Genomic DNA, 25,682 nt, shown 5'->3' with positions numbered 1-25,682 from the left:
TTTTCTCCACCGGAATGGCGCACTCACGCATGAAGATGTCCCCCTTCTTTTTTCAGCCGTTCCACTGAAACGGCGAGAAGCTCGGCGATATGCCCGGCCCATTGCTGCTGGCCGGCATTATCGGAAATGAGATCATTGCGGATCTCGAGCATGACGTTGGCAATTTCTCGGGTCAATCCATGACGCTTGAGCGTATGGGTCACGCCGTCCGCAGGCCCATAGGGATAGTTCCGGCTGACCTTTTCAAGCTTCATCGACGCGGCTGCCTCAAGCATCGCATCGGCGAGCCGGCGGTCTTCATCGTGCAGTATTCCCAAAAACCCTTCGCGCGGCCTGCCAAAATAGACCGGCGTGAACGAGTGCACCGTGACAAGAACGACTGAACGCCCCTGCGCCAGCCGCGCGTCGATCAGTGCGTCAATGGCCTGATGAAACGGATGGTACAGTGCCCTGGCCCGGCGCGCCTTGTCCTCGGCGCTGAGCCCGGCATTGCCCGGGATCTCGTAGATCTCGCTTTGCTCGGGATAGGCGCCGGGAGATTCCGGCGGGCGGTTGCAATCATAGGCAAGCCGTGAAAACCGCTGCAGGACAAGCGCGGCATCAAGGCGCTCCGACACCAGCTCCGCCACGCGCTCGGCGCCGATGTCCCAGGCGATGTGGCTTTCCAGCGCTGCGCCATCGAGCCCCAGGGTGCCGAGCGACTTCGGCATGGTTTTCGACGCATGCTCGCAGATCAGCACAACGTCGCTTGCCCCGCCGGGACGCAGCACGGCAAAGGCAGGCCCCTCTGATGGTTCGATCAGCGTTTCGTCGTGCATTCGGTAACGGGTCCCCGGCTGCCATGGGCGGCAAATTTCCTATTCGTAACATTGATTAGGATTGCTCTTCCTTTGTCAATCCTGTAATTTTTATTACATATTTCGGAGTTCTGGAACGGGGATCGACATGGCCATTCGCGAACAGGTTCAGACAGCACTGGGAACCCTGCCCGGCGCCGAGAAGAAAATCGCCCACGCCTTCCTTGCCAATTATCCCAGCATCGGCCTGTCAACGATCGCCGAGCTTGCAGCACTTGCCGGCACCAGTGCCCCGACGGTGCTGCGCTTTGTCGCCCGTCTGGGTTTCGAGTCCTATCCCGAGTTCCAGCGGGTGTTGCGCAACGATGTGCAGGCGCAGCTGATGTCGCCGCTCGAACGCGCCCGCACCACCGGGCCCGACATCGACAATCCGGCGCTCAAGGCCAGTTTTGCCGGCATTACGGCCAATCTTGCAGCCACACTGCGGGCAGTACCCGAAAGCGAGTTCGAGGCCGCCTGCGACTTGCTCTCGGATCACAAGTCCGCCTGTTACTTTCTGGGTGGCCGGTTCACCGATACCATCGCCGCCTACATGGCCGCGCATCTGCAGATCATCCGTCCGAATGTCAGGCATTTTGACGGGCAGACATCGACCTGGCGCGACCAACTGCTCGATGTGCGCCCCGGCGATGTCGCCGTCCTGTTCGATATCCGCCGTTACCAGTCCGACCTGGTCCGTCTGGGAGAACTTCTCGTCGAGCGCAAGGCCCGCATCCTGCTGATCACCGATCCCTGGCTGTCGCCGATTGCGCGCTCGGCGCGTGTGGTACTGCCCTGCGTGGTCGACGCCAACCGCACCTGGGATTCGAGCATCACCCTGATGGCGGTCGCAGAAGCGCTCATCGACCGGGTCTCCCGCGCCCAGTCAGAAGCCGCGCGCGCCCGCATGCAGGCGCTCGAAGACATCCACTGGAACAACCTCCCAGGCCGGTGATGTTATCATTCATGCCTGCGCGGGCATGCCTGCGCGGGAACCGTCAGACCGGACGGCGGGCGACGTGAGCAAGCTTGCGCAAACCGGCGCTATCCACTACCCATCGAACATGGATCAGCAAACCGCATTGGACGCCTTTTCGGCCCTCAGTCAGGAAACAAGACTCGCCGTTTTCCGGCTGCTCGTATCCGCCGGTCCTGAAGGCATGACCTCGGGCGAGATCGGCGAAAGCCTGAATGTCCGCCAGAACACCATGTCGACCAATCTCGGCATTCTGCTCAAGGCCGGACTGGTGCGGCGCGAACGCGACGGACGCAATGTCCGCTATCATGCCGATCACACAGGCATCAGCGGTCTTCTCGGTTTTCTGCTGGAAGACTGCTGCGGCGGCAACCCCGACCTCTGCCAGCCCATCATCCGCCAGCTGTCCTGCAACTGATTACGCGGTCAGGGCGAAGACGTCGCCCGCCGGTACAGGTGCCAGGTGGCATGCCCCATCACCGGCAGCACCAAGAGCAGCCCGGCAAACACCGGGACGAGTGCCACCAAGGTGCACACGCCGACGATGAAACCGAAGCCCAGCATCGGCAGTGGATTCTTCACCACGGTCGCGATGCTTGTGATCATGGCCGTGACGAAATCGACTTCCCGCTCGGCCAGCATCGGCAGCGCGATCACTGTCGTAGAAAACAGCACCGTCGCCAGGAACGCCCCGACAAGCGTGCCGACCATCAGGAATCCCCAGCCTTCCGGCGTCGACAACACGATATCGACAAACCGGTCCCAGCTGGAAAACGACTTGAAGCCAAGAAACAGCGCCAGCAGCAGGCGAACCTGGTAGACCCAGATCCAGAAGATGAACATCACCACGAAGGCCATCCAGCCAAGCTGCCGCTCGCGCTGGTAGAAGACCTGCGCCAGGACGCCCTTTGCGGTGATCGGCTCACCCATCCTGCGCCGGCGGCTGACTTCGTAGAGTCCCACCGCGACAAACGGGCCAAGCAGCGGAAATCCGATGGCCAGCGGGATGATCATCCATGGCGATCCGATGCGCGTCAGAAACGCCAGGATCAACAGGCCGCCGGCCATGTAGATCGCCCCGAAAAAAAGGCCGTAGCCCGGATGCGCCTTGAAGTCGTTCCAGCCGTCTTTCAGGCTCTCGCGCACATCATCCAGCGAGAGTTCCCTGATATGCGGCGCGCCGGCCGGATTGTCTCGAACCAGTTCCCCTGTCTTGTTGGGCATGATGTCCTCCCTCATTCCCCCTCAAACCAATGTGCAATTGTGCCCAACCACGCATGCTTCGACAATGATCCTGATCAACAAAGCGGGATATCCCGATCGAGGATAGGAATTCCGCCGTACCGGTATCGGCAGCACATGGCGCATTCCCACGCTAGGTGGCCGTCCGGTCTGGTAAAATCGTGGGAAAACACTACTTATGGTGGGCACGCCGCGATCCCGGTTCTGCCTTCTGCCTGCGATCGTCGAGAGCCAGACCGGGAGTATGACATGTCCGCCATCATCATTGCAGTGCTGGTTCTTGCCACCGCGTCGACCGGCGCCCTGTTCAAGCCGGGAGAATGGTATCAGGAACTGCGGCGCCCCAGCTGGACGCCGCCCAACTGGGCCTTCCCCGTTGTCTGGAGCATACTTTATCTGGCAATCGGCTTTGCCGGCTGGCTGGTGTGGGAAGCGCAGGGCATGGGGCTCGCAATCGCCTTGTGGCTTGCCCAACTGGTCTTCAATGCCGCCTGGTCATGGCTGTTCTTCGGACGCAAGCGGATGGATCTGGCGTTCGTGGATGTCTGCCTCCTGTTCCTGACCATCGTTGCCTTCATTCTCGCTGCCGCTCAGGTTTCGCAAACAGCCGCCCTGCTGTTCCTGCCCTACGCGGCCTGGGTCGCGACAGCGGCAACTCTCAACCGTGCCGTCTGGCGCCTCAATCCCGATGCCGCCCCGGCCTGAAGCCACGGAAAGATATCGTCACGGATGAGGTCTCCGTTGGCTCTGCCTGTAAAGGTTCCAGCCATCAAACCGCTTCCATTTCACACTCCCGCGTTTTAGGAAGTGAGCACACCGGAGGCCCGGCCTTCCCAGATCGCAACCGAGGCAAGCATGACCAGTTCCCCCTTCGTTGTCCCGCAGGCCCGCCGCGGCAGTGTCGCAGTCGACGTCGGCGGCGTTATCGTGGGTGGTGGTGCACCCGTGGTGGTGCAGTCGATGACCAACACCGACACCGCCGATATCGACGCCACCGTTGCCCAGGTCGCAGCCCTGCACCGCGCCGGCTCTGAGATCGTCCGGATCACCGTCGACCGCGACGAGAGCGCTGCCGCGGTCCCGAAGATCCGCGAGCGCCTCGAACGGCTCGGTCTCGATGTGCCGCTGGTTGGCGATTTCCATTACATTGGCCATACCTTGCTCGCCAACCACCCTGCCTGTGCCGAAGCGCTGGCGAAGTACCGGATCAACCCGGGCAATGTCGGCTTCAAGGACAAGAAGGACCGGCAGTTCATCGAAATCATCGAAATGGCCATCCGCTACGACAAGCCGGTCCGCATCGGCGTCAACTGGGGCTCACTCGACCAGGTCCTGCTGACGCGGCTGATGGACGAGAACGCCGCCAACGGTTCGCCGCTGAGCGCCCGCGATGTCACCCGTGAAGCGATTATCCAGTCGGCGCTGCATTCGGCGGCTCTGGCCGAGGAAACCGGCCTGCACCGCAATCGCATCATTCTCTCCGCCAAGGTCAGCCAGGTGCAGGACCTGATCGCGGTCTATTCCGAACTGGCGCGCCGCTCCGACCATGCGCTTCATCTGGGCCTCACCGAGGCCGGCATGGGTTCGAAGGGCATCGTCGCCTCCTCCGCGGCAATGGGCATCGTCCTGCAGGCGGGCATCGGCGACACCGTCCGTGTCTCGCTGACGCCGGAGCCAGGAGGCGACCGGACCCGCGAAGTCATCGTCGCCCAGGAACTGCTGCAGGTCATGGGCTTCCGGCAGTTTGTGCCGGTGGTCGCCGCCTGCCCCGGCTGCGGCCGCACCACCTCCACCGTGTTCCAGCAACTGGCGCGCACCATCGAGGATGATCTCAGACGCAACATGCCGCTCTGGCGTGACAAATATCCGGGAGTCGAAGGACTTCAGGTCGCCGTCATGGGCTGCATCGTCAATGGACCCGGCGAATCCAAGCATGCCGACATCGGCATCTCGCTTCCCGGGACGGGAGAGAGCCCCGCCGCACCGGTCTTCATCGATGGCAAGAAGGCCGCAACCCTGCGCGGCCCGAAGATAGCCGATGATTTCCAGGCCATGGTCGCCGATTACATCGAGAAGCGCTTCGGCGCGTCCGCCTGACAGTATCCGCGGGACGGACTTGCCGGTCGCACCGGCGGCATTCAGGCGGAACGCGCCCTGTTCTGATCGCAGGGAAGCCAGCGCTCGATCATTGCACCGAGTTTTTCCGGCGAGATCGGCTTGGACAGGTAATCATCCATTCCGGCGGCAAGGCACCGGTCCTCATCGCCCTTGAGCGAATGCGCGGTGACGGCAATGATCGGTGTCGGGACCAGACCCTGGCTGCTCTCGATCTCGCGGATGGCCTGGGTCGCTTCCAGCCCGTTCATCTCGGGCATGGATACATCCATCAGCACGATTGTCGGCCTCAGGTCGCCCCACATCCTGACCGCTTCACGCCCGTTGACAGCAAGATTATGCGTCAGTCCCAACCCGTCCAGTGTCTGCTGGAACACGATCTGGTTGATCGGATTGTCTTCCGCCACGAGGACCAGCGGTTCGCTCCGCTCCGCATCAACCGGCCTGACCTCGACGACCGGCTCAAGTGGCTCGACCACATCTGGCGCTGGCTGCTGCAGGACCGGTTCCGGGGTGGGTCTCGCCATCGGTGCAGAAGCCTCGGCATTGACCTTGGAGCTCTGCAATGCCGTCTCGACAGTGGTCCGCAATTGCGCGGTCCGGACCGGCTTGGTCAGTTGCGCGAAGATATCGAGATGATTGAGCGCTGCGAGCTGGTCCGCCTGGTCGACCGAGGACAGCACAAGGATCGGTGTATCGGCAATCTCCGGTTCGGCGCGGATGGCGCTGGCCACTTCGGCGCCGGACATGCCCGGCATCTGGAAATCCAGAACCACGAGATCGATGCCGATCCCCAGCTTCGAGCGCGCATGCCGCAACAGGTCGAGGCCGATCTCCCCGCCTTCCACGGCCACGCAGTCAAATCCCCAGTCACGGATCTGCTCGGTCAGGATCATCCGGTTGATGGCATTGTCGTCAATCACCAGGACGCGGCGACCGGATGAAGGCTGGGAAACCGGCTCGGCGGCAAGGCTGCTCTTCGCATCCACATCCATCTCGATGACGAAACTGAAGGTGGACCCGACCCCCACTTCGCTCTCGAGCTCTATCTTGCCGCCCATCATCTCCACCAGCCGGGTGGCGATTGCCAGACCAAGCCCGGTGCCTTCATGCTTGCGGGTCGAGGACCCGTCGACCTGGCTGAATTTTTCGAAGATGGTGGCCTGCTTGTCGGCAGGGATTCCCATCCCCGTGTCACGCACGGCAATGGAGATCGCCAGCCGCTCGGCAGCGTCGACCGGTGCAACCTTTTCCCAGTTGATCTCGACCATGACGTGGCCCTGATCCGTGAACTTGACGGCGTTGCCGACCAGGTTGGTCAGGATCTGCCTGATCCGCCCCGGATCGCCGATCAGCTTGTCCGGCAGACCAGGCGCAATCCGGACCACCAGTTCGATGTCCTTTTCCACCACCCGCGCCGACATCAGCGTCGCCACATCCTCGGTTGTATCGACGAGGTTGAAAGGCTTAGGATTGAGCGTCATCTGGCCGGCATCGATCTTGGAGAAATCGAGAATGTCGTTGATGATTTCGAGCAACGCATTGCCGGACTTGAGGATGACATCCGTGAAGGTGCGCTGTCGCGTATCGAGTTCCGTGCGCGTCAGCAGCTCGGCCATTCCCAGAACCCCGTTCATGGGCGTTCGTATCTCGTGGCTCATCGTCGCAAGGAACTCGGATTTCGCCCGGTCGCCCATCTGCGCCTTGGTCAGTGCCGCATCGATCTCGCGGGTCTTGTCCTGCAGCCGCTTGATCATCTGGCGGATGATGATGTCGATGGGAACGAAGACACCCAGACCAGTCACGAGGAGCACGCCGATGGTGGCCAGGAGATACCTCTGCAGCAGCGCGCCCTGCGCCAGCGATTGCATTGCGAGGTAGTCACGGAACTCTTCCTGCACGAACAGGTTGGATGGTTGAATCACCTCTTTGAACATCGCCGAGATTTCGCGGCCCGCCCAGTACATGTCCTTTTTGGTCTTGGCAGCGTCCAGCCGTTTGGCCCCGAGCATCTGCCGGTGATTGAGAAACGGGTCCTCGTTGGTCATGTAGCGCGAATGTGACTGGATCTTGCGGGTCAGGTCACCAGGAAGTTCGTTCCACTTGTCATTGAGATGCTTGATTTCCCAGCGGGCCCGTTCGAAACGGAACCGCAAGCTCGACAGGGCGGAAACGATGTCGGGATCGACGGGAAGCTTTTCCCGGATCTGGCGTTTTTCCGCAAGCGAGAGACCATCCAGCCGAATGTCGACATCCGCCTGGTGATCCACATAGGTCTGCGCGAGCCGTTCGGTTCGGTCGGCTATGGCGCGCAGGGCGTGATCAACTTCCGCAAGCTCGGTCGAGACCGATCCGACCTGCTGGATCAACCGGTTGCGCTCACGTTGCTCAAGAAAGAAGAACGTGCAGATCACGGCGATCGCCGTCAGCGCGGCGATGTAGCCAATTCTCAGCGTGATCACCGATCGCCGCGCGACAGCGGTTTCATCCTGTTCTTTGCGTTTGTCAGTCATGTCTCTGGCAACATCCGTTTGACCGGATATTGCCGCGAGATCGTTAATTAAAAACCTACAGGCGAGCACTTCCTTGAGGTTTAGACCGGCGCGAGTTCCCCCGACACAGGGATCAGCTCTCCCGTCTGGCGATGAAACGTGCAGCCTGCCGCAATGTCTCGGCTTCTGGTCCAAACGGCTCAAGCAGGGCTGCCGCTTCCTCCACCAGCCCGTCAAGCCTTTGCCGCGCGGCGGCAACGCCATGCAGCGAAACCAGCGTTCCCTTGCCCCGTCCGGCGTCCTTGCCCGCAGCCTTGCCAAGGGTCGCCGTATCGGAGGTCACATCGAGCAGGTCGTCGGCCAGCTGAAACGCCAGTCCGACGATCTCTCCGAACCTGGTCATCCGGGCCAGTGTTTCGTCATCGGCCCGCGCGGCAAGAGCACCTGCGGCACAGGCATAACGCAGAAGCGCGCCGGTCTTCATCGCCTGCAGCCTCACGATGCCCGCCTCGTCCGGCGTCACCCTCTCCGCATCCAGGTCGAGCGCCTGGCCTCCGACCATGCCGCCGATACCGGCCGCCCGCGCCAGCTGGTTGACCAGCTGCAAACGGGCCTCCGCCGGCAGCGCAGTCTCCGGCGACGACAGGATGTCGAATGCCAGTGTGAGCAGTGCATCCCCGGCGAGAATCGCCGTTGCCTCGTCAAAGGCGACATGCACCGTCGGCTGACCGCGTCTGAGATCGTCGTCATCCATCGATGGCAGGTCATCGTGAATGAGCGAGTAGCAGTGAATGCACTCGAGTGCTGCAGCAACGCGCATGGCAGCGGGTTCGGGCGCACCGAGAAGACGTGAAGTCTCGACAACCAGGAACGGCCGCAACCGTTTTCCACCGTTGAGAACGCCATGCCGCATCGCCGCAAGCAGGTGAGCCGGACGGGCGATTTCTCCGTCGAGCAGGGTATCTGACAGCAGCGCTTCAAGCGTTGCCGCCACCTTTTGCGCCGTGGTTTCAAGCCGCGCGGCGAAGCTATGGGTCGAATCCGGGTTCATCGCGATCTCATGCCATGCGGTGATGCGGGCGGCAACGGTTTGTTTGACGCTTTCTCCCTTGGTGACAGTCAGCGGCTTCTCGCAGATCCGGGCTGCACCGGTCTGGTCTTGAGCCGGCAAGATCGCTATGCACGCAAGGCAGACTTCCCGGACACGGTCTTGCGCAAACAGGAAAACCAGGTGGCCAGACAGAAAACCAGCCCGACCTCGAGGTCGCCGCAAAAACCGGGCAAGCCGCCACGCCGCTCGCTGCTGCGGCGGCTGCTGCTGTGGTGCCTTGCCCTTGTTCTTTTGCTGCTGTTGCTGCCCTACCTGCTGATCCCGCTCTACAAGCTGCCGGAGATCCGTCCGGTCTCCACGCTGATGCTCGCCGAAACCCTTTCCGGCCGCGCCTATGAACGCCAATGGGTCGGTTTCGATGACATCGCCCCGGTTCTGGTGCAATCGGTGATGATGTCGGAAGACGGCCAGTACTGCGCCCATTCCGGCGTCGACTGGGAGGCGCTCAATCTCGTCATTGACGATGCTCTGGAGGGCGAGGTCACCCGCGGCGCCAGTACCATTCCGATGCAGACGGCAAAGAACCTGTTCCTGCCTTCCACCCGGTCGGTTCTGCGCAAGGCACTGGAGATTCCGATCGCGATGTGGATGGACGTTGTCTGGTCAAAACGACGGCTGATGGAGATCTATCTCAACATCGCCGAATGGGCGCCGGGCATCTACGGCATCGAGGCGGCCTCACAGGCCTATTTCGGTGTCCCGGCGGCAAAGCTCTCGGCCCGACAGGCGGCATTGCTTGCGGTCACCCTGCCCAATCCGATCAAGCGCAACGCCGCCAACCCGTCGCGCGGCATGACCCGGCTGGCCGGCGTCATCGAGAAGCGCGCCAGCCAGTCCGGAGCCTACATCAAATGCCTTTATGATTGAGTTCAATCGAATTGGCTTTTCCGGCCGTTTTGTGCGTGCCAGATATTGGCAGCCAATCAGCACAAGGTACCCGACATGACCGACCCGGTTCTCTACATCGGCAACAAGAACTATTCATCCTGGTCCTTTCGCCCTTGGATCGGAATGCGCACCGCCGGCATCGCCTTCGAGGAGAAGCTGGTGCCGTTCGACATGGGCGCCGGCAATCCGGCGTTCAAGGCGTTCTCGCCGACCGGCAAGGTGCCGGTTCTCGTCGATGGCGATGCAACCATCTGGGAATCGCTCGCCATTCTCGATCATGTCGCCCGCAAACATCCTCAAACCGGGCTCTGGCCGGAAAACCACAACGACCGCAGCAAGGCGATGGCGATGAGCTCCGAAATGGTGTCGTCCTTCTCCGCCCTTCGCTCGGCCTGCCCGATGAACATGCGCCGCGAGCGCAAGCCGATCGAAACCACCCCTGCCATCCTGTCCGACGTGGCCCGCATCCAGGCGCTGTGGAGCGGCTGCCTTGAGAACAGCGGCGGCCCGTTTCTGTTCGGCGCGTTTTCGATTGCCGACGCCATGTTCGCTCCGGTGGTCAATCGTCTCGATGTCTACGCCTTCGAGACCGGGCCGGTCGTGACGGACTACATGGCGCGGATGAAGGCGCTGACGGCCTGGCGCGAGTGGGAAGCCGCGGGCCGGTCGGAGCCCTGGGTCGTCGCAGAGGACGAAGCATGAGGCTCTTGCCTCGGTGAGCAGCGATGGCATGGCCGAGCGTGAGTCAAAAAAACACGCGCACCGCTGGTCAAACCTGCAAATGCCATGTATAAGCCCGGCAAATTTCCGAAATCGGCATGTGTCAGTTTCGGCCCTTGGGTCGACCTTTGGACATGCCTGTACGCTCAATAGGAGTTTATAATGGCTGTTCCGAAGCGAAAAACCACCCCGTCCAAGCGCGGCATGCGCCGTTCCGCTGACGCCCTCAAGGCCCCGACCTATGTCGAGGACAAGAATTCCGGCGAACTGCGCCGCCCGCACCACATCGACCTGAAGACAGGCATGTACCGCGGCCGTCAGGTTCTGACGCCGAAGGAAAGCGCATAAGCTTTCTCAAAGCTTTGATGGCTTGAAAGCCGGTCCTCGCGGGCCGGCTTTTTTTCGTTTGCCCGGCGGCTTGCGAGCCCCCGCCTGGGGAGACCCGCCTCACCAACAAGGGCCTGAAACGCAAAACGCCCGGGAACCGAAGTTCCCGGGCGAATTCAACTCAGAGCGACCAGCCTAGCCAGCCTGTCTCTGGAATGGCTTTTCAGGCAGCTTCGATGGTCGAAACTGCAGTCTTGCCTGTGCGGCGGTCTTCGGCGGTGTCGAAGGAAACCTTCTGGCCTTCGGCCAGACCGCGCATGCCAGCACGCTCAAGTGCAGTTGCATGGACGAAAACGTCCTTGCTGCCGTCGTCAGGTGCGATGAAGCCGAAGCCCTTTTGATCATTGTAGAATTTAACGGTACCGGTTTTCATGGGGGAAGTCCTTTATGTCCATGAATGTAATTTCCGGCGCAAGCGCTCTTCAAAGCGCTCGGCGCAGGCGTTCGTCATCGAGTTTAAGTGAAGTGTTGAGCGTGTCTCCGCCTCGGGCGGTGAGCGACCAAGTCGTCCGGTCCAAAAATCGATAGGCAGTTCATACACTGGTTTTCGCTTCAACACAAGCAAAAGCGCGATCACCGCCCGAGCAGGCCGCAGATCCCGGCCCGCCAGCATGATCCTGCCTCGCAATACCGGTCCCGATCAGGCCGCAACAGCCATACCTGCGACCCGATCACGCACCGCGCGGAACGGCACCAGCTGCCGCCGCTCCTCGTCCCACAGCGCCAGCGGCACGCAACGCAGGCTCTGCCAGAATGTCAGCCGGCCGATCTCGGCCAGTTCCGGAAAATCCTTGAGAACCTGCGGCAGACGATAGAATGGAATCCGGCTCGACAGGTGGTGTACATGGTGAATGCCGATATTGCCCGTCATCCACATCAGCGGCTTGGGGAGATCATAGAATGAACTGCCGTGCAGGGCGGCATATTCGCGTTCCCACTCCGGCGCATGATCCCAATGGGTCGGATCGAACTGGTGCTGCACATAGAACATCCAGACACCGATCGAGGCGCCGATCAGCATGATTGGCAGGTGGATGATCAGGAATGCCTTGAAACCGACAAGCAGACCAAGCGCGACCCACATCACCACGATCGCAAGGTTGGTCGCCATCACGCTCTTCCAGGACATGATCCCGTCCTTCAGCGCGGTGACTGGCAGACGGTGCTGCAGCATGAATATGAAGGCCGGTCCCAGTCCGAACATGACCAGCGGATGCCGGTAAAGCCGGTATTTCCAGCGCCCGGCATTCGACAGGGCCAGGTATTCCTGAACGGTCAGCGTATCGATATCGCCGATGCCGCGCCGCTCGAGATTGCCCGAACCGGCATGATGGATTGCATGCGAACGCCGCCAGTAGTCATAAGGGGTCAGCGTGATCACGCCGAGGACCCGTCCGACCCGGTCATTCCATTTCGCGGTGGTGAACATCGAGCCGTGACCGCAGTCATGCTGGATGATGAACAGGCGCACCATGAGAAAGGCTGCCGGGATCGCCAGCGCCAGGGTCAGAAGGATGCTGTAGGAGAGGGCAAACCACATCAGCGCCCAGACAGAAACCAGAAGTCCGAAGGTCAGCACCGTCTCGAATGCGCTCCGCCCGTCACTCGGCAACCTGTAGGGTTGCAGACGCCGCACCCACTCCCGCGCTGATCCTGTCACCATCCGTAATTCTCCCGAAATTGTTCCTCGTCTGCCGGATATTATTGACTGCACCGGCACATAGTTGCGGGGGCCATACCACGCCGCTTCGTCAAACGGCATCTTTTTCTCGGACAATCACCAACTCACGATGTGTCACATCGTCACTGCAAGTGTTACCAGTGGCCGGATTTACGTGGCGACCAAAGCGGCCTAGGAAATTTAAATCGATTGAACCGGAGTCCTGAATGTCGACCTCCAGCCTTGTTGCGCCACCGATGCTGTCTCCGCAGCGTCTGGCCGTCTCGCTCATGTTCCTGGCCAATGGCTTCGTGGTCGGCAGCTGGGCTCCCAAGATTCCCGAATTTGCCGCACGTCTGCAACTCGACGAAAGCGAACTCGGCCTGATGATCATGTGTTTCGGTATCGGCTCGCTTTGCGCCATGCCCGCTGTCGGCGCCATGATCTCCAGAGAAGGCTCACGCCGGTTGATGCTTCTGGTGGCGTCGGCGACGGTCCCCTGCCTGCTGCTCGTCACCTTGGCGCCTTCAATCTGGACCGCTGCGCTCGCACTGTTCCTGATGGGCGGTATGATCGGCGGCATGGATGTCGCCATGAATGCCAATGCGGTGGAGGTGGAGAAACGCCAGGGACGGGCCATCATGTCTTCCTGTCACGGCTTCTGGAGCCTTGGCGGCGTCGCCGGTGCCGCCCTTGGCGGCGTTCTGATCGAACTCTACGGGGTTCAGCTTCACGCCGTCATAGCCTGCCTGCTGACAGCCGCGGCATTGGCGATTGCCTGGCCCCGGGCTCTCGCCGATCCCCCGCACCGAGAAGTGCCGGGGACGGAAGGTTCCCTCGTAACGGCTCCCCGGCCAGGCCTGTTTGCGGCCGGCGCCACGGTCTGGCTGACCGGCATCATCTGCCTGATCGTGATGACGCCGGAAGGCGCCATTCTCGACTGGGGTGCGCTCTACCTGCGTCAGGAACTCGGTGCTGACCCGGCTCTGTCGGGCCTCGCCTTTGGCGCCTTCTCCGCTGCCATGGCGCTGATGCGGTTTCTCGGCGATCTGGTGCGGGACCGCTTTGGCGCGGTCAGGACCTTCAGGGTGTCAGCGGTTCTGGCCATGATCGGCCTCACCATGGCCGGCCTGGCGCAAACGCCCCAGATGGCGATCCTTGGCTTCGCGATTGCCGGACTGGGCTTTGCCAACACCGTGCCGATCGCCTTTTCGGCCGCCGGCAACCTGCCGGGACTGCCACAGGGACTGGCAATCTCCGTGGTCACCTTCATGGGTTACTCGGGCATACTGTTTGCGCCCTCGGTGATCGGCTTTATCGCCGAGCACACCGGTTTTGCGGCGATCTACCTGGCGCTTCCGGTGTTCGTGATCATGCCGCTGGTCTTCTCCGGCCTGATGCGGCATGCCGACCGCCAGAAAGCCTAGCCGCCGCGCAGCGCAGCCAGCCAGCCGAGCCCGTCGACGGTACCGGCCCTTGGCCGGTATTCACAGCCGACAAATCCCGCGTACCCAAGCTCGTCCAGGGCCTTGAGAATCCGGAGATCGTCGAGTTCACCGGATCCCGGCTCGTTGCGGGCGGGCACCGAGGCGATCTGAACATGTCCGATCACCGGCATCAGCGATTTGAGCCCGGTCAGCACGTCGCCACGCAGGATCTGCCGGTGATAGATGTCGAATTGCAGTTTCACGCCGGGGTGGCCGAGAGTGTCGATCAATTCTGCGGCGCGCTCGAAATCATCAAGGAAATAGCTCGGCATGTCGCGCCCGTTGATCGGTTCGATCATGATCGTCACGCCCTGTTTCGCAGCTGCATCGGCGGCAAAGGCAAGCTGCTCCCGGTAGCAGGCTTGGTGCACCGGGTCTGCCGCATCGGCAATCCCGGCCATCATGTGCAGCCGCGGAGTTCCGATGACAGCTGCATAGTCGAGCGCCGTGCGCACCGACTGGCGAAACTCGGCCTTGCGCCCGGGCAGGGCCGCAAGCCCCCTCTCGCCCGCTTCCCACCTGCCCGGCCAAAGATTGAAAAGCACCTGTTCAACGCCCGCCACGCGGCACCATTCGGCAATATCCCCGGCCAGATAATCGTAGGGAAACAGGAACTCCACCGCATCGAACCCCGCATCCGCCGCCGCCCGGAACCGCTCGGGAAACGCATGTTCGGTGAACATCATCGACAAATTGGCGGCAAAACGCGGCATCGGCAGCTCTCACGGAATCACGGATCTTGCCGCGTGTTACGTGTCCAGCGCGGCAGCACATGTTTCGCCGGAACCGCCCCTCGACACAAGTGTGCAAGAGAAAACCGCCGGATCAGGCTGCGATCCGGCGGTTTGAATGTCGGCAGGAATTGTCAACGGCGCCGAAACGGCTACCGGCCGGGCCCTTCAGACGTTCCAGTTGGCATACCAGCTCTTGAACAGCTGATACTGGGTCTCAGCATATTGCCGCTGCGAATCCGTCAGCGCGTCGGTTTCGTTGAAGTGCAGGGTGTATTCGGTGTCGCCATTGAGCACCATCAGGTGCTTGTAATAGAGAACCAGGTCCGCGCCCTCGTCAAACGAGGACAGCACGCCCAGCGCCTCCTCCAGTTCCTTGGCCTGCACCCGTGCATTGGCGTCGCCGGTTGCTGCCTTCTTGCACAGATCGACCAGGTGCAGGACTTCGCGCGGCAACGCATTGCCGATGCCGGTGATCGCACCGGTGGCGCCGCAATTGACGAAGCCGTGATAGACATTGGTGTCGACGCCGACCATCAGCGTGACGCTGTCATCCGCCGAGGTGATGTTCTCGGCCGCGTAGCGCAGGTCCGCCGCACCGCCAAACTCCTTGAAGCCGATCAGGTTGGGATGGTCCTTCCTGAGCGCGAAGAACAGCTCGGCACGGGTCGCAAAACCGTAATAGGGGCTATTGTAGATCACCGCAGGCAGCTCGGGCGCCGCCGACAGGATCGCCCGGAAATGCGCCGACTGGGCCCCCGCCGAACTGCCGCGCGACAGCACCCGCGGGATAACCATCAGCCCTTTCGCGCCAACTTTCGCGGCATGCGCCGCATGCGCCACTGCCAAGGCACTGTTGATCGCGCCGGTGCCGACCACGGTCGGAATGCCCGCGGCGACAAGCCGTTCGACGCCTTCCATGCGCTGCGCGTCGGTCAAGAGTGGCCAGTCGCCCATCGACCCGCAATAGACCACCGCCGACATGCCGGCGGCGATCAGTTCCTTGCCCTTGCGCACCAGCGCGTCGAAATCCGGCGTCCGGTCAGCCTTGCAGGGTGTCATCAGGGCCGGCATGCAGCCGGTGAAGATCGAGTTGTCCATCATGTGTTTCCTTTGATTTCAATGAACCCGCATCCGAGGCTTGAGGTCTGGTGTCCCCCCGGAACGTCGGCGACCCATGCGGCTGAGATCTGGCCACAAGCCGTTACGACCGATGATATCGTATTGTATATTCATTGTCGACAATTGATGTTGCCGGACACCAAGGCGCATTGCGATCAAGACCGGCGCATGAACACATCAGCGATGTCCTGTCGGGTTCAGAGGCTTATGTCGGCGTTCAGCCGGCGGTCCTCGGTGATGTAGGTCTGGATCTGCCGGACGATCTGCTGTGCATGCGCTTGGGCGATCCGGTCGGCCGCCTCGATATCCTGCCGGTCGATCGCCGCGATCATGTCCTCGTGCTCCTGCAGGTAGACCCGCGGCAAGGCATCATTGTGCGACGAGTAATAGAGCCGCAACAGCCGGCGGCCTTCGTCCAGCAGCCGGCTGAAAAGATCGGTGTAGTAGCGGTTGCGTCCCGCCTGCGCGATCCGCACATGGAAATTGCGGTTGACTTCGATCATCGCTGGCACATCGCGCGCCTCGACGGCCAGCGTATAACCCCGCTGCAATTCACGGATCGCTTCCAGGTCATCTTGCGTCCGGCTTGCCGCTGCCAGCCGCGTCGTCACCCGGTACATCAGCGACAACGCGTCGAAGAACTGCGACAGGTTGGGAAAATCGATCGGCGCGACAATGGTGAACCTGTTGGGCAGGGTCACTACCAGCCCTTCACCGGCGAGCTTGACCATCGCCTCGCGCACGGGGGTCCGGGAAATACCGAACCGCTCGGCGAGCTTGACCTCGTCAACCGGGCTGCCTGGCTCCAGTGTCAGGTTGAGGATCTCGTGCCTGAGCGTCTCGTAGACCGCACCGACACCCTGACCGCGCTTGCGCTTTGCATCGGGAAGCTGCACCGGACCCGGTTCGTCAAGGCTCATCTCTCACTCCAGTTTCCCGCCCTGCCAGTTCCCCGCCCGGCCAGTTTCCATCCGCCAGGCTGCCCGGACAGAATTTGACGACTCACGACAATTCAGGATAGCGGCCGGACGACATATCTACGGACAACGGCATGGAGGGTCAATTATTCCGCAAAGCCGCCCCATCCACCACAGGACCCCGCCATTTCTCTTCACGAAACCGGCTCATGCGCCAAATCCTCAAACAACAGAGACTATTGTACGACATCAAACCATATTCGCAGACAGGGTTGCCCTGGCCGGCACAGCCAGGCAGCCGGGTATGAAAACGGAGAAGCTGAGACCGGCAAACCCGTCAGGCAGTAGTGCGCAGCTTCGCCTCACCATTCACCGCCCTGGATTTTCCGCCATCGACTGATCGCAGCAGGGTTGCGATCGTCTCGCCATCGACGGGACGGAAGTAATGATAACCCTGAGCCAGAGGACAGCCGATCTCGAGCAGCCGCTCCGCCTGTTCGGCGGTTTCGATCCCTTCGGCGATGATGCCGACTTGCATCTTCCGCGCCATGCTGATCAGGGCCTCGACAATGGCTCCACAGGCCATGTCCGTGAGCAGGCTGTCGACAAAGGACTTGTCGATCTTGATGTAGTCGACCGGAAAATCCTTCAAATGACTGAGCGAGGCAAAGCCGGTGCCGAAGTCATCCAGCGCAACCTGCAGGCCCAGCGCTCTCAGACGCGCCACCTGGCTCGCCACGCTCTGGTCCATGAGCACATTCTCTGTCACTTCGATCTGGAGATAGGACAGTGGGACACCGTGCCTCCGGAAGGCCGCCTGCAGACGCTCCTCGAGATCGCCGCGCTGAAAATCAACCGTTGAAAGGTTGAGCGCCACATGGCGCAGTCCAAGCCCTTCGTCGATCCAGCCACGCATCGCGCTGGCAATCTGTTCCAGCATGCAGCTGGCCAGGCGAAACGCATTCTTGGAATCGGTCAGCCCCATGGAAAAGGCGCCGGCGCTGATGATCTCTCCCTCATCGGTGCGGATCCGGGCAAGCGCCTCCACCCCGACGATCTTGGCGCGGCGGATACAGATCACCGGCTGGAAATGGGCAAAGACCCGGTTCTCATCCAGCGCCTTGCCCAGCAGTGCGGTCTGTTCGGTGCGGCACTGGATTGCGGTGCGCAATCCTGGGTGAAAGTGGATGTATCCGCCTCGGGCGGTGCTCTTCGCGTGATAAAGCGCCAGATCGGCATTCTGACGCAGCTCGTTGGCGCTGATGCCATCCATCTTGCTCACAACCCCGCCAATGGTGACTTGCGGCACGATCGTGTTGCCATCACATTCGCAGGCGGGCTCCATCCGGTCCAGCAGACGCTGCGCGAGCATGGCAAGGTGGTCGGCATCGTCACAGCGGGGACAAATCACGGCAAACTCGTCTCCACCAAGCCGGTAGACGCTGACGCCGGGGCCCAGACTGGCAAGCCGGCGCGCAATCTCGCGGATCAGGGCATCCCCCACGGAATGCCCCATGCTGTCATTGACCTGCTTGAGATTGTCCATGTCGAGCAGGAGCAGGCCGAACCGGCGCTGCTGAACGCTCATGGTTTGAGTAAGCTCCTGGTCAAAAGCGTAACGGTTGGACAGGCCGGTGAGCTGATCGTGATAGGCCAGGTGCTGCAGCTTGCTGCTGACTTCTGCCCGTTCCATGGCGATTGAGCAGAGATGGACACAGGTGTCGACCAGCTGGCGCTCCATGTCGGTCGGCCCGCGCGGTTCGCTGTAGTAGAATGCAAAGGTGCCAACCACTCGGCCCTCGGGTGATTTGATAGGGCTGGACCAGCAGGCCTTCAGTCCCAGCGGAAGCACAAGATCAGTGAAGCCGTTCCAGCGGCAATCAGTCTCGATATCGATGGCTTCGACCGGAACACCGAGATAGGCAGCCGTGCCGCAGGATCCGACCTCCGGCCCGATGGCAATGCCATCAATCGCCTCACCATAGGATTGGGGCAGGCTTGGCCCGGCAACCGGATGGATCAGACCTTCGCTGTCGACCGCTGCGATCGTGCAGATCGCACCCGGCGCAAGAGTCTCGGCACGCCGGCACAATACATCAGCAACACTGCCGAAGTCCGTGCCCGTGGCAACGGCCTCCAGTATCTCGTTCTGCAATGCAGACAATTCGAAGCTAAGTCCGGGTTGCATGAGCTGTTCCTTTGCTTACACCTCGACACAAAAGCAAAAGCTAATGTGGATTCTCTTTACACGAACCCAGATTGCGCATTTTCGAGCCAATCTCCCGCGGAAGGTTGCATGGTGGTTAACAGATGTTTACACCATTGGCGCGAGAAAATCGGCCGTGCAACACGCCGCTCCTTGCAAGCAGGCAATGGCTGCATATAGACTCCCGTTGAGGTACACACATGTCAGAAGACCTGAGGCTTTCCAGCCCTTCCGCCCTGCGCAATCGCGGCCCGATCACCGAAGTGTTGCGCAATATCCTGCCTGAAAGCGGAACTGTTCTGGAGATTGCCAGCGGCTCCGGCGAACACGTCACCTCTTTTGCAGCCTCGTTTCCCGCACTGACCTGGCAGCCCTCAGACCTCTCGGTGCAAGCACGCACATCCATATCGCAATGGATTGAAGCGGAAGCGTTGGCCAATGTTCTGCCGCCACTCGATCTGGATGCTGCGAGCGGCACCTGGCCGGTTGACCATGCTGATGCGATCATCGCCATCAACATGATCCACATCAGCCCCTGGCGGACAACTGAAGGGTTGCTGAAGGGAGCAGGCAGATGTTTGCCTTTAGGCGGCCTGCTCTTTCTCTACGGCCCCTTCCGGCGTGAAGGGCACCCTTTCGCCCAAAGCAATATCGATTTCGACACGAGCCTGCGCGCCCGCGATCCCGCCTGGGGGATTCGCAGGCTGGAAGACGTGGCGAACCTCGCCGGACAGTCTGGCCTGATCCTGACCTCGGTCATCGAGATGCCCGCAAACAATCTCTCGGTCGTCTTCCGGCGGCAATAGAGCCACCGCCAGAAGGATTGTGTCGTACCGGTTCATGTCGCGTTAGAGCGTGCAGCGGCTTTGCGACAATCACTTGCAGAGAATAGAGGCAAGCGCGCGCCTGAAACCGGTGCCAAATGAGACGCTTGGCGAGTGATGCGCTCTAGGTGCCCTCGCCGGTAACGCTCAGGCCCAGCACCCGCCAGCTCTGCATGCCGCCGCGATAGTAGAAGATGCGCTCGGCCGGATAGCCTGCAGCTATCATGGCGCGGATCGCGGTCGGAGACTGGCCACACCACAACCCGTTGCAGAACAGCGCCACCCGTTTGGCATTTTCACAGTCCCAGCCATCGAAATCCGGTTCGCAGCCAAGCTGGCTCAACCGGTCACCCGTCTCGGTGTAGGGCAGATTGATAGCGCCCGGAATCGACCCGCCGCGGAACCAGTCGACCGTGCGGCTGTCGACGACGATCGCCTCCGGATCCTTGAGCATGTCGATCAGTTCGACCTCTCCGATCGTCGTCACCCCTTCCGCCGGCGAGATCGGCTGGATGCAGAACGGCGGACACGCCCGCGAAGTGCGGGCAAACTCACCGGTGATTTCGTGCTCCTGATCCTGGATCCGGCGTATCTCCACCGGCCCTTCTTCGGTCTCCACGGTGACGCTCTGCATCTCCGACGTGATCCCGACCTTTAGCTCCTCGGCTGCCACCGACCCGCCAAGCGCCATCAGTGCAAAGCCAATAACGGTGAAATATCTGATCATGTGATCCTCCCTTGAAAGGACAACACATAGCAGGTTCTTTATATGATAGTGAAGACCATCAGGAGCCCTGTGGGGTCTCGTGCCCCACAGATTGAGAGCCTTGGCGACCGGAAACACGTGGTCCGGTCAGTTCACTCGCGGATACATCTGCGGCAGAGAGAAGCGGATATTGACGCAGACCATGCCGAACGAGGTCGTTGAAACGCCTTGGATCACGGAAGGCGCTTTATTGCATCGCTCACCAAGCACCTGCTCCTCTGTCTTCACTGAACGGCTGATATAGTGCCAGTTCGGTCATCCGGGACGACTGTAGCTCTTCCTGAAACCAGGCATTGCTGATGCCTGCGCGGAAGACCAATTTCAGAGGTCTGAACGTCTGCAATTCTTGCCCGGTTGCTGGTCAGAAAACCTACCAGCTGACGTCGAACCTTTCGGCGAGATCCGATACCTGTGTTTGCGTCAGCAATGTCGGTGAAAGACCTCGGCACAAAAGGGTTAGTTTTGCCGCTTCCTCCAACTCTTCCATCGCATAGACGGCCGCGTCGAGATCCTTGCCGCAGACCACCGGCCCATGATTGGCGAGAAGCACCGCGGATCGCTTGCCAAGCAGGCCTCTAACGGCGTCACCCATGGCCGGATCGCCCGGCATGAAATAGGGCAGCAGCTTGACCCGGCCGAGCTTCATCACGCTGTAGGCGGTGATCGGCGGGATCACATTGTCCGGGTCGGTTTCCGGCAGCACCGAAAGAACCACAGAGTGGCAGGAATGCAGATGCACCACGGCGCCCGCGCCATGCCGGGTTTCGTAAAAAGCGCTGTGCAGCGGAATTTCCTTGGTCGGCGCGTCGCCGCTGACCAACTGGCCCGACGTATCTATGAGACTGATGCGCCCCGGATCGATGAACCCCATGCTTGATCCGGTCGGCGTCACCAGCAGCCGGCCATCCGACAGGCGCACCGAGATGTTGCCGGAAGAGCCGTTGGTCAGGCCGCGATCGAACATCGATTTTGCCCAGCGGGCGATCCCGTCACGTGCCGTGGTTTCCTCGCTCATTGATCCCCCGCAAGCCTTGACATTGCCGTTGTGAAAAAATCCTTGTCACCGAAATTGCCGGATTTCAGCGCAATCGCCAGCGCCCGGTCGTCGACCCGCAGAGCCGGAACACCGGCGGCAAGCCGGCCCCCGACGCCCAGTGTCCCGGCCCCGATGCCCTTGACGACGGCCCCGGAGGTTTCGCCCCCGGCGGAGACAATGCGCGCGATCCCGCGACCCACCAGTTCCGCGGCGAGGTCATGGAACAGAAGCTCGATCCGCTCTGCCACAACCTCGCGGCCATACCGCTCCTGCGCAGCCTTGACGGCTTCGGGATCAGCCGACGAATAGACCAGCGGTGCGTCATGCGACTGGGCCATGACCCAGTCGGCGGCGCTTTGCGCAGTGTGGGTGCCGTTCATGACATCGTCGGCGGTCAATTCGAGCGACGGGGCGAGGTCTCTGTAAGTGCTGATTTGCGCCCGTGTGGCCAGCGAACAGGACCCCGACAGCACAACGCCCTTCCCGGCAACTCCGGCCCAGGACGGCGAGCCCGGTTGGAAACCGAAATTCAGCGGCAGACCCAGCGCGATGCCGGAGCCGCCGCAGAGCAGTTTGCGCCCCTTTGCAGCGGTGCCGATCGTATGGAGATCCTCATCCTGAATGGCGTCGACAATGAACATCGCTCTCAGCGCCGTAAGCGCATCGGACACTTGCTTGGCTCCCTTGGCCACTGTCCGGACTGATAAATGCGCCACTGGCCAGCCGGTCTGCCGTCCAAGCACCCGCCTCAGGTCCGGATCGGTCATCGGTGTGAGCGGATGGTTCTGCATGCCGCTCTCACTGAGCAGCGTGTCCCCGACGAACAGATGCCCCTGGTAGACACTCCTCCCATTTTCCGGAAAGGCCGGGCAGACAATCACCGACGTTTCGCCCAGACGCTCGGCCAGGGCTTCAAGCACCGGGCCGATATTGCCCGCTTCGGTGGAATCGAAGGTCGAGCAGACCTTGAAGACGATTTGTCCCGCACCCTGGTCCGTCAGCCAGTCGCAGGCCTTCAGCGATTGCTCGACCGCCTCAGCCACCGGCGCGGTGCGGGATTTGAGAGAGATCACGGCCGCATCGCAGTCTGGACACTCCTGTTCCGGTATCCCGGCCAGCAAAAGCGTTTTCATCCCGGCTTCGGCGAGCGTCAGGGCAATGTCCGACGCCCCGGTGAAATCGTCGGCGATAACACCGATCTTCACAGCGTGAACTCCCTTGCAGGACCGCGGTCGAGCCTGACGGCATAGTCCGGCCCCGCACGCTCGAACAGGTTCATCACCAGCGGGTCATGGCCCGGAATGAGCAGGCTGCGATGGCTGGCCAGCGCCTGTATCCGGTCAAACCCCTCCAGCATGTTCTGCAGATCGACCACGATCGGAAACGGTTTACGGGCAAACACGTTTTCATAATAATGCGCAGCATCCGATGCCAGGCAGAGCCATCCGGATGTGGTTCGCACCCGCACCGCCTGCAGCCCGCGCGAATGCCCGCCGATGCAATGCACCGTGACGCCCTCGGCAACTTCACCGTCGCCATCGTGAAACACCACCCGCCCCGAATAGACCCGCTTGACCGCCTCGCAGACATGATCGGCTGAAAACGGCATCCGCAGCGTGTCATGGCACATGCACGGCCCGGTGGCGTAGGCCATTTCGGCGGCCTGCAGATGAATGGTGGCATTGGGAAACTGGCTGAGACCACCGGCATGATCATAGTGCAGATGGGTGACGATCAGGGTGGTGATGTCTTCAGGCCCGAGGCCGATGCCGCCCAGCGCAGCCGCCGGTTCGCGGATGATCGGTCGATCCCGGCGCCGGGCCTCGGCTTCATCGTAACCGGTGTCGACCAGAATGACCTGATCACCGGATTTCAGCACCCAGATGAAATAATCCATCTCATGCGGCTGGTCGTGGTTGTCGTCGAAGATGAAGCTGTCCTTGCGCGTCCGGCTGTTCCGGTCGGCATATTTCAGCGCATAGACTTCCCAGTTCATTGATGCACCGTGGCAAAGGTCCGCACGTCCTTGTCTTCGATCATCGCCCCGACCGCACTGTCGAACCGCTTGTAGTGCGGCGTCTGGCGGTGCGCATCAAAACCGGCGAGACCGGAATAGACTTCGTAGAGAAACACGGTGCCGGGTTGGTCTGCGTCGGTGCAGACGTCGAACTGATGGCACTCGGGTTCATCCGCCACCGAGGCACGCGCGTTCTCCAGCATCAGCGGCATGAACCGGTCCATCTGGCCAGCCTTGATCTTGAACGTCACGACAACAGCAAACATGATTACCTCACTTAGCGGAAAAGATGGACCATCGTCATGGAGACCGCGGGAACGTAGGTGACCAGCAGCAGCGCACAGATGGCGGCGAAATACAGCATGCCCATTCTGCGGGCGATGGAAAGCACCCCGACACCTGATATTCGCGAGGCGACATAGAGCGTGGCACCCACGGGCGGCGTAAACAGACCAACGGCGACATTGCAGGTCATGATCACTCCGAGGTGCACAGGATCAATCCCGAAGGCCTGCGCGGTTGGCAGGAACAGCGGCGCGGTCAGCAGGATGGCCGGCACCGGATCGAGCACCAGACCGAGAACCAGCAACACCAGATTGACCAGGATCAGAAACACCCAGGGGCTCGAGGACAGGTCCTGGACAAAACCGACCAGCACCTGCGGCATCTGCTCGAGCGTAATCAGCCAGCCCAGAACCGTTGTCGCGCCAATCACCACCATCACCGTGGCGCTGGTCACGAACGCATCGATCATCAGTTGCGGCAGACCCCTGATCCGGAAATCGCGGTAGATGAAGATCGTCACCACCAGCCCGTAGACAACGGCCAGGGCGGCCGCTTCGGTGGGCGTTACCCAGCCGCTGAAGATGCCGCCAAGAATGAGGATCGGCATGAACAGCGCCGGCGCGGTACCAACAAAGGAGCTCCACAATTCAGCCCGCGTGGTGGTGCGCCCCCCGGGATCGCAGCCGGTGGACTTGCCGACATAATAACAGACCGCCATGAAAGCCACGCCGAACATGATCCCCGGAACCATGCCGGCGAGAAACAGATCGGCGACGGAAACATTGCCGACAAAGCCATAGATCAGCATCGGGATCGAGGGCGGAATGATGATTCCGATGGTGCCCGCGGCAGCCACGAGGCCGGCGGCAAACGCCTTGTTGTAACCTTCTCTGGCCATGTTCTTGATCATCACCGAGCCGATGGCCGCACTGTCAGCGATGGCCGATCCGGAAATGCCGCCGAAGATCATCGAGGCGCCGACCACGACCATGCCCAGCCCGCCCGGCATGAAGCCGAAGGCTGCCCGGGCGAAGCCGATAATGCGCAGGCCCACGCCGCCGCGGCTCATCAGTTCGCCGGCAACGATGAACAGTGGAATGGCAAGGAAATGATTGGGCTCAACCCCGCCAATGAAATTGAGGTAAAGCGCCTGCAGCGGATAGCCCAGATCAAAAACAAGGATCGGCAGCACGGCGGTTAGCAGGATCGCCCAGACCAGCGGCATACCCAGAAACACGGTGATCAGAAACACCGCAACGACAAACAGCAGGATCACAGCACGGCTCCCGTGTCGGCGCCATCGACATGATGCGCAATCGGCGGATCCTGGCGATCGGGCGGCGAGCGCCAGTCATGCACCATATTGAACAGATGGAAGATCAGCGACAGCGCGATGCCAACCGGCATCGAGGCATAGAGAAAGCCGACCGGCCAATACAGCACCGTTGTCCGCTGCGCCCAGGTGTGACTTGAGATCGAGTAGCCTTCGAAAATCAGGCTCGCCATCATCACCAGCACCACGATGTTGATCGCGGCCAAGAGAAAACGATGCGCGCCTTGCGGCACAAACAGCTCGACAATTTCAGTCACGCGCATGTGCGCGCCGCGAGCAATCGCTGCCGCGCATCCGAGAAATGTCGTCCAGAGCAGAAGGAACGCTGTCACTTCCAGCGACCAGGCCAGATCGAACCCTGCAGCGCCTCTGAGTGTTGCATTGACGAAAACAAGTGTCACGATCGACAGCCCGCCAAGTACGAGGGTCATGTCGATCAGACTGGAGAGAAGACGCAGCGGAAGCGGATAGATTGCCCTGTAGTCCATGCCAAATTCCCGGAGAAAGGATCAGGACCCGAAGGCCCTGATA

26 protein-coding genes are annotated in these 25,682 nt (G+C 61.3%); 9 read left to right on the top strand and 17 right to left on the bottom strand.

Annotation, left to right across the window (positions count from 1 at the left end; genetic code table 11):
* Positions 1 to 23: 23 nt before the first annotated feature.
* Positions 24 to 818: an N-formylglutamate amidohydrolase gene (locus SPHINGO391_RS24290; RefSeq protein ID WP_152011262.1), complete on the bottom strand. Its 795-nt coding sequence runs from the start codon at positions 816 to 818 to the stop codon at positions 24 to 26.
* 127 nt (positions 819 to 945) lie between these two features.
* Between SPHINGO391_RS24290 and SPHINGO391_RS24285 the strand changes: the two genes are divergently transcribed.
* Positions 946 to 1,791, top strand: coding sequence for a MurR/RpiR family transcriptional regulator (locus tag SPHINGO391_RS24285; RefSeq protein WP_152011261.1), 846 nt, complete (start codon positions 946 to 948; stop codon positions 1,789 to 1,791).
* Positions 1,792 to 1,900: 109 nt separating this feature from the next.
* Positions 1,901 to 2,230 carry a metalloregulator ArsR/SmtB family transcription factor gene (locus SPHINGO391_RS24280; RefSeq protein ID WP_152011722.1) on the top strand — a complete coding sequence of 110 codons (330 nt, stop codon included), beginning with the start codon at positions 1,901 to 1,903 and terminating at the stop codon, positions 2,228 to 2,230.
* 8 nt (positions 2,231 to 2,238) lie between these two features.
* On the opposite strand, the gene SPHINGO391_RS24275 is transcribed toward SPHINGO391_RS24280, so the two are convergent.
* Positions 2,239 to 3,036 (bottom strand): DUF2189 domain-containing protein, encoded by a 798-nt coding sequence (locus tag SPHINGO391_RS24275; RefSeq protein WP_152011260.1) that lies wholly within the window; start codon positions 3,034 to 3,036, stop codon positions 2,239 to 2,241.
* A 267-nt stretch (positions 3,037 to 3,303) separates the two neighbouring features.
* On the opposite strand from SPHINGO391_RS24275, the gene SPHINGO391_RS24270 reads away from it, so the two are divergent.
* Positions 3,304 to 3,759: a TspO/MBR family protein gene (locus SPHINGO391_RS24270; protein ID WP_152011259.1), complete on the top strand. Its 456-nt coding sequence runs from the start codon at positions 3,304 to 3,306 to the stop codon at positions 3,757 to 3,759.
* A gap of 150 nt (positions 3,760 to 3,909) precedes the next feature.
* Entirely contained in the window at positions 3,910 to 5,151 is a 1,242-nt protein-coding gene (ispG, locus tag SPHINGO391_RS24265; protein WP_152011258.1) for a flavodoxin-dependent (E)-4-hydroxy-3-methylbut-2-enyl-diphosphate synthase, read from the top strand.
* 41 nt (positions 5,152 to 5,192) lie between these two features.
* Here the strand turns inward: ispG and SPHINGO391_RS24260 are convergent, their stop codons facing one another.
* Positions 5,193 to 7,682: a response regulator gene (locus SPHINGO391_RS24260; protein WP_152011257.1), complete on the bottom strand. Its 2,490-nt coding sequence runs from the start codon at positions 7,680 to 7,682 to the stop codon at positions 5,193 to 5,195.
* Positions 7,683 to 7,794: 112 nt separating this feature from the next.
* Complete coding sequence (locus SPHINGO391_RS24255; RefSeq protein WP_152011721.1) at positions 7,795 to 8,712, bottom strand: polyprenyl synthetase family protein; 918 nt, start codon at positions 8,710 to 8,712, stop codon at positions 7,795 to 7,797.
* Positions 8,713 to 8,961: 249 nt separating this feature from the next.
* Between SPHINGO391_RS24255 and mtgA the strand changes: the two genes are divergently transcribed.
* From mtgA to rpmF, 3 genes are all read left to right on the top strand, one after another.
* Entirely contained in the window at positions 8,962 to 9,639 is a 678-nt protein-coding gene (gene mtgA / locus SPHINGO391_RS24250) for a monofunctional biosynthetic peptidoglycan transglycosylase (RefSeq protein WP_244615493.1), read from the top strand.
* Between the two features lie 75 nt (positions 9,640 to 9,714).
* Entirely contained in the window at positions 9,715 to 10,362 is a 648-nt protein-coding gene (locus SPHINGO391_RS24245) for a glutathione S-transferase family protein (RefSeq protein WP_152011255.1), read from the top strand.
* A 180-nt stretch (positions 10,363 to 10,542) separates the two neighbouring features.
* Positions 10,543 to 10,728, top strand: coding sequence for a 50S ribosomal protein L32 (gene rpmF / locus SPHINGO391_RS24240; RefSeq protein ID WP_097106820.1), 186 nt, complete (start codon positions 10,543 to 10,545; stop codon positions 10,726 to 10,728).
* Between the two features lie 202 nt (positions 10,729 to 10,930).
* Here the strand turns inward: rpmF and SPHINGO391_RS24235 are convergent, their stop codons facing one another.
* Together SPHINGO391_RS24235 and SPHINGO391_RS24230 are read right to left on the bottom strand one after the other, a co-directional pair.
* Positions 10,931 to 11,140 (bottom strand): cold-shock protein, encoded by a 210-nt coding sequence (locus SPHINGO391_RS24235; RefSeq protein ID WP_152011254.1) that lies wholly within the window; start codon positions 11,138 to 11,140, stop codon positions 10,931 to 10,933.
* Positions 11,141 to 11,407: 267 nt separating this feature from the next.
* The gene (locus tag SPHINGO391_RS24230) at positions 11,408 to 12,430 is read right to left on the bottom strand and encodes a fatty acid desaturase (protein WP_152011253.1); all 1,023 of its coding nucleotides are present in this window, start codon (positions 12,428 to 12,430) and stop codon (positions 11,408 to 11,410) included.
* A gap of 224 nt (positions 12,431 to 12,654) precedes the next feature.
* Here SPHINGO391_RS24230 and SPHINGO391_RS24225 point away from each other — a divergent pair, with 224 nt between their 5' ends.
* Positions 12,655 to 13,854 (top strand): MFS transporter, encoded by a 1,200-nt coding sequence (locus tag SPHINGO391_RS24225; protein WP_152011252.1) that lies wholly within the window; start codon positions 12,655 to 12,657, stop codon positions 13,852 to 13,854.
* Here SPHINGO391_RS24225 and otnI read toward each other — a convergent pair.
* The 4 genes from otnI to SPHINGO391_RS24205 all read right to left on the bottom strand — a co-directional run bounded on the left by otnI (position 13,851) and on the right by SPHINGO391_RS24205 (position 18,872).
* Positions 13,851 to 14,627, bottom strand: coding sequence for a 2-oxo-tetronate isomerase (gene otnI, locus SPHINGO391_RS24220; protein WP_152011251.1), 777 nt, complete (start codon positions 14,625 to 14,627; stop codon positions 13,851 to 13,853). The two genes, SPHINGO391_RS24225 and otnI, sit on opposite strands and share 4 nt — an antisense overlap.
* Before the next feature lie 186 nt (positions 14,628 to 14,813).
* Positions 14,814 to 15,746, bottom strand: a complete 933-nt coding sequence (locus SPHINGO391_RS24215; protein ID WP_152011250.1) for a dihydrodipicolinate synthase family protein — start codon at positions 15,744 to 15,746, stop codon at positions 14,814 to 14,816.
* Between the two features lie 218 nt (positions 15,747 to 15,964).
* Positions 15,965 to 16,687 carry a GntR family transcriptional regulator gene (locus SPHINGO391_RS24210; protein WP_152011249.1) on the bottom strand — a complete coding sequence of 241 codons (723 nt, stop codon included), beginning with the start codon at positions 16,685 to 16,687 and terminating at the stop codon, positions 15,965 to 15,967.
* A 334-nt stretch (positions 16,688 to 17,021) separates the two neighbouring features.
* Positions 17,022 to 18,872 (bottom strand): EAL domain-containing protein, encoded by a 1,851-nt coding sequence (locus tag SPHINGO391_RS24205; RefSeq protein WP_152011248.1) that lies wholly within the window; start codon positions 18,870 to 18,872, stop codon positions 17,022 to 17,024.
* 218 nt (positions 18,873 to 19,090) lie between these two features.
* Here SPHINGO391_RS24205 and SPHINGO391_RS24200 point away from each other — a divergent pair, with 218 nt between their 5' ends.
* The gene (locus tag SPHINGO391_RS24200; RefSeq protein ID WP_152011247.1) at positions 19,091 to 19,696 is read left to right on the top strand and encodes a DUF938 domain-containing protein; all 606 of its coding nucleotides are present in this window, start codon (positions 19,091 to 19,093) and stop codon (positions 19,694 to 19,696) included.
* Between the two features lie 142 nt (positions 19,697 to 19,838).
* Here SPHINGO391_RS24200 and SPHINGO391_RS24195 read toward each other — a convergent pair whose 3' ends face one another.
* The 7 genes from SPHINGO391_RS24195 to SPHINGO391_RS24165 form a co-directional block, all read right to left on the bottom strand.
* The gene (locus SPHINGO391_RS24195) at positions 19,839 to 20,441 is read right to left on the bottom strand and encodes a rhodanese-like domain-containing protein (protein ID WP_152011246.1); all 603 of its coding nucleotides are present in this window, start codon (positions 20,439 to 20,441) and stop codon (positions 19,839 to 19,841) included.
* Positions 20,442 to 20,850: 409 nt separating this feature from the next.
* On the bottom strand, positions 20,851 to 21,495 hold the full coding sequence (otnC, locus tag SPHINGO391_RS24190; protein WP_152011245.1) for a 3-oxo-tetronate 4-phosphate decarboxylase: 645 nt from the start codon (positions 21,493 to 21,495) through the stop codon (positions 20,851 to 20,853).
* Positions 21,492 to 22,721, bottom strand: a complete 1,230-nt coding sequence (gene otnK, locus SPHINGO391_RS24185; protein ID WP_152011244.1) for a 3-oxo-tetronate kinase — start codon at positions 22,719 to 22,721, stop codon at positions 21,492 to 21,494. Before otnK ends, otnC begins: the two co-directional genes overlap by 4 nt.
* Positions 22,718 to 23,512 (bottom strand): N-acyl homoserine lactonase family protein, encoded by a 795-nt coding sequence (locus SPHINGO391_RS24180; RefSeq protein WP_152011243.1) that lies wholly within the window; start codon positions 23,510 to 23,512, stop codon positions 22,718 to 22,720. The genes otnK and SPHINGO391_RS24180 overlap by 4 nt, the downstream gene beginning before the upstream one ends.
* The gene (locus SPHINGO391_RS24175; RefSeq protein WP_152011242.1) at positions 23,509 to 23,799 is read right to left on the bottom strand and encodes a putative quinol monooxygenase; all 291 of its coding nucleotides are present in this window, start codon (positions 23,797 to 23,799) and stop codon (positions 23,509 to 23,511) included. The genes SPHINGO391_RS24180 and SPHINGO391_RS24175 overlap by 4 nt, the downstream gene beginning before the upstream one ends.
* Positions 23,800 to 23,810: 11 nt before the next feature.
* Positions 23,811 to 25,094, bottom strand: a complete 1,284-nt coding sequence (locus tag SPHINGO391_RS24170) for a TRAP transporter large permease (RefSeq protein WP_152011241.1) — start codon at positions 25,092 to 25,094, stop codon at positions 23,811 to 23,813.
* Positions 25,091 to 25,639 (bottom strand): TRAP transporter small permease subunit, encoded by a 549-nt coding sequence (locus SPHINGO391_RS24165; protein ID WP_152011240.1) that lies wholly within the window; start codon positions 25,637 to 25,639, stop codon positions 25,091 to 25,093. The genes SPHINGO391_RS24170 and SPHINGO391_RS24165 overlap by 4 nt, the downstream gene beginning before the upstream one ends.
* Positions 25,640 to 25,682 lie beyond the last annotated feature (43 nt).

The organism is Hoeflea sp. EC-HK425, assembly GCF_902498795.1.
In the GTDB taxonomy this organism is placed as follows: Bacteria; Pseudomonadota; Alphaproteobacteria; order Rhizobiales; family Rhizobiaceae; genus Hoeflea; species Hoeflea alexandrii.
Note: the sequence above shows the minus strand (reverse complement) of the source record. Positions and strands in the feature narration are given on the sequence as shown.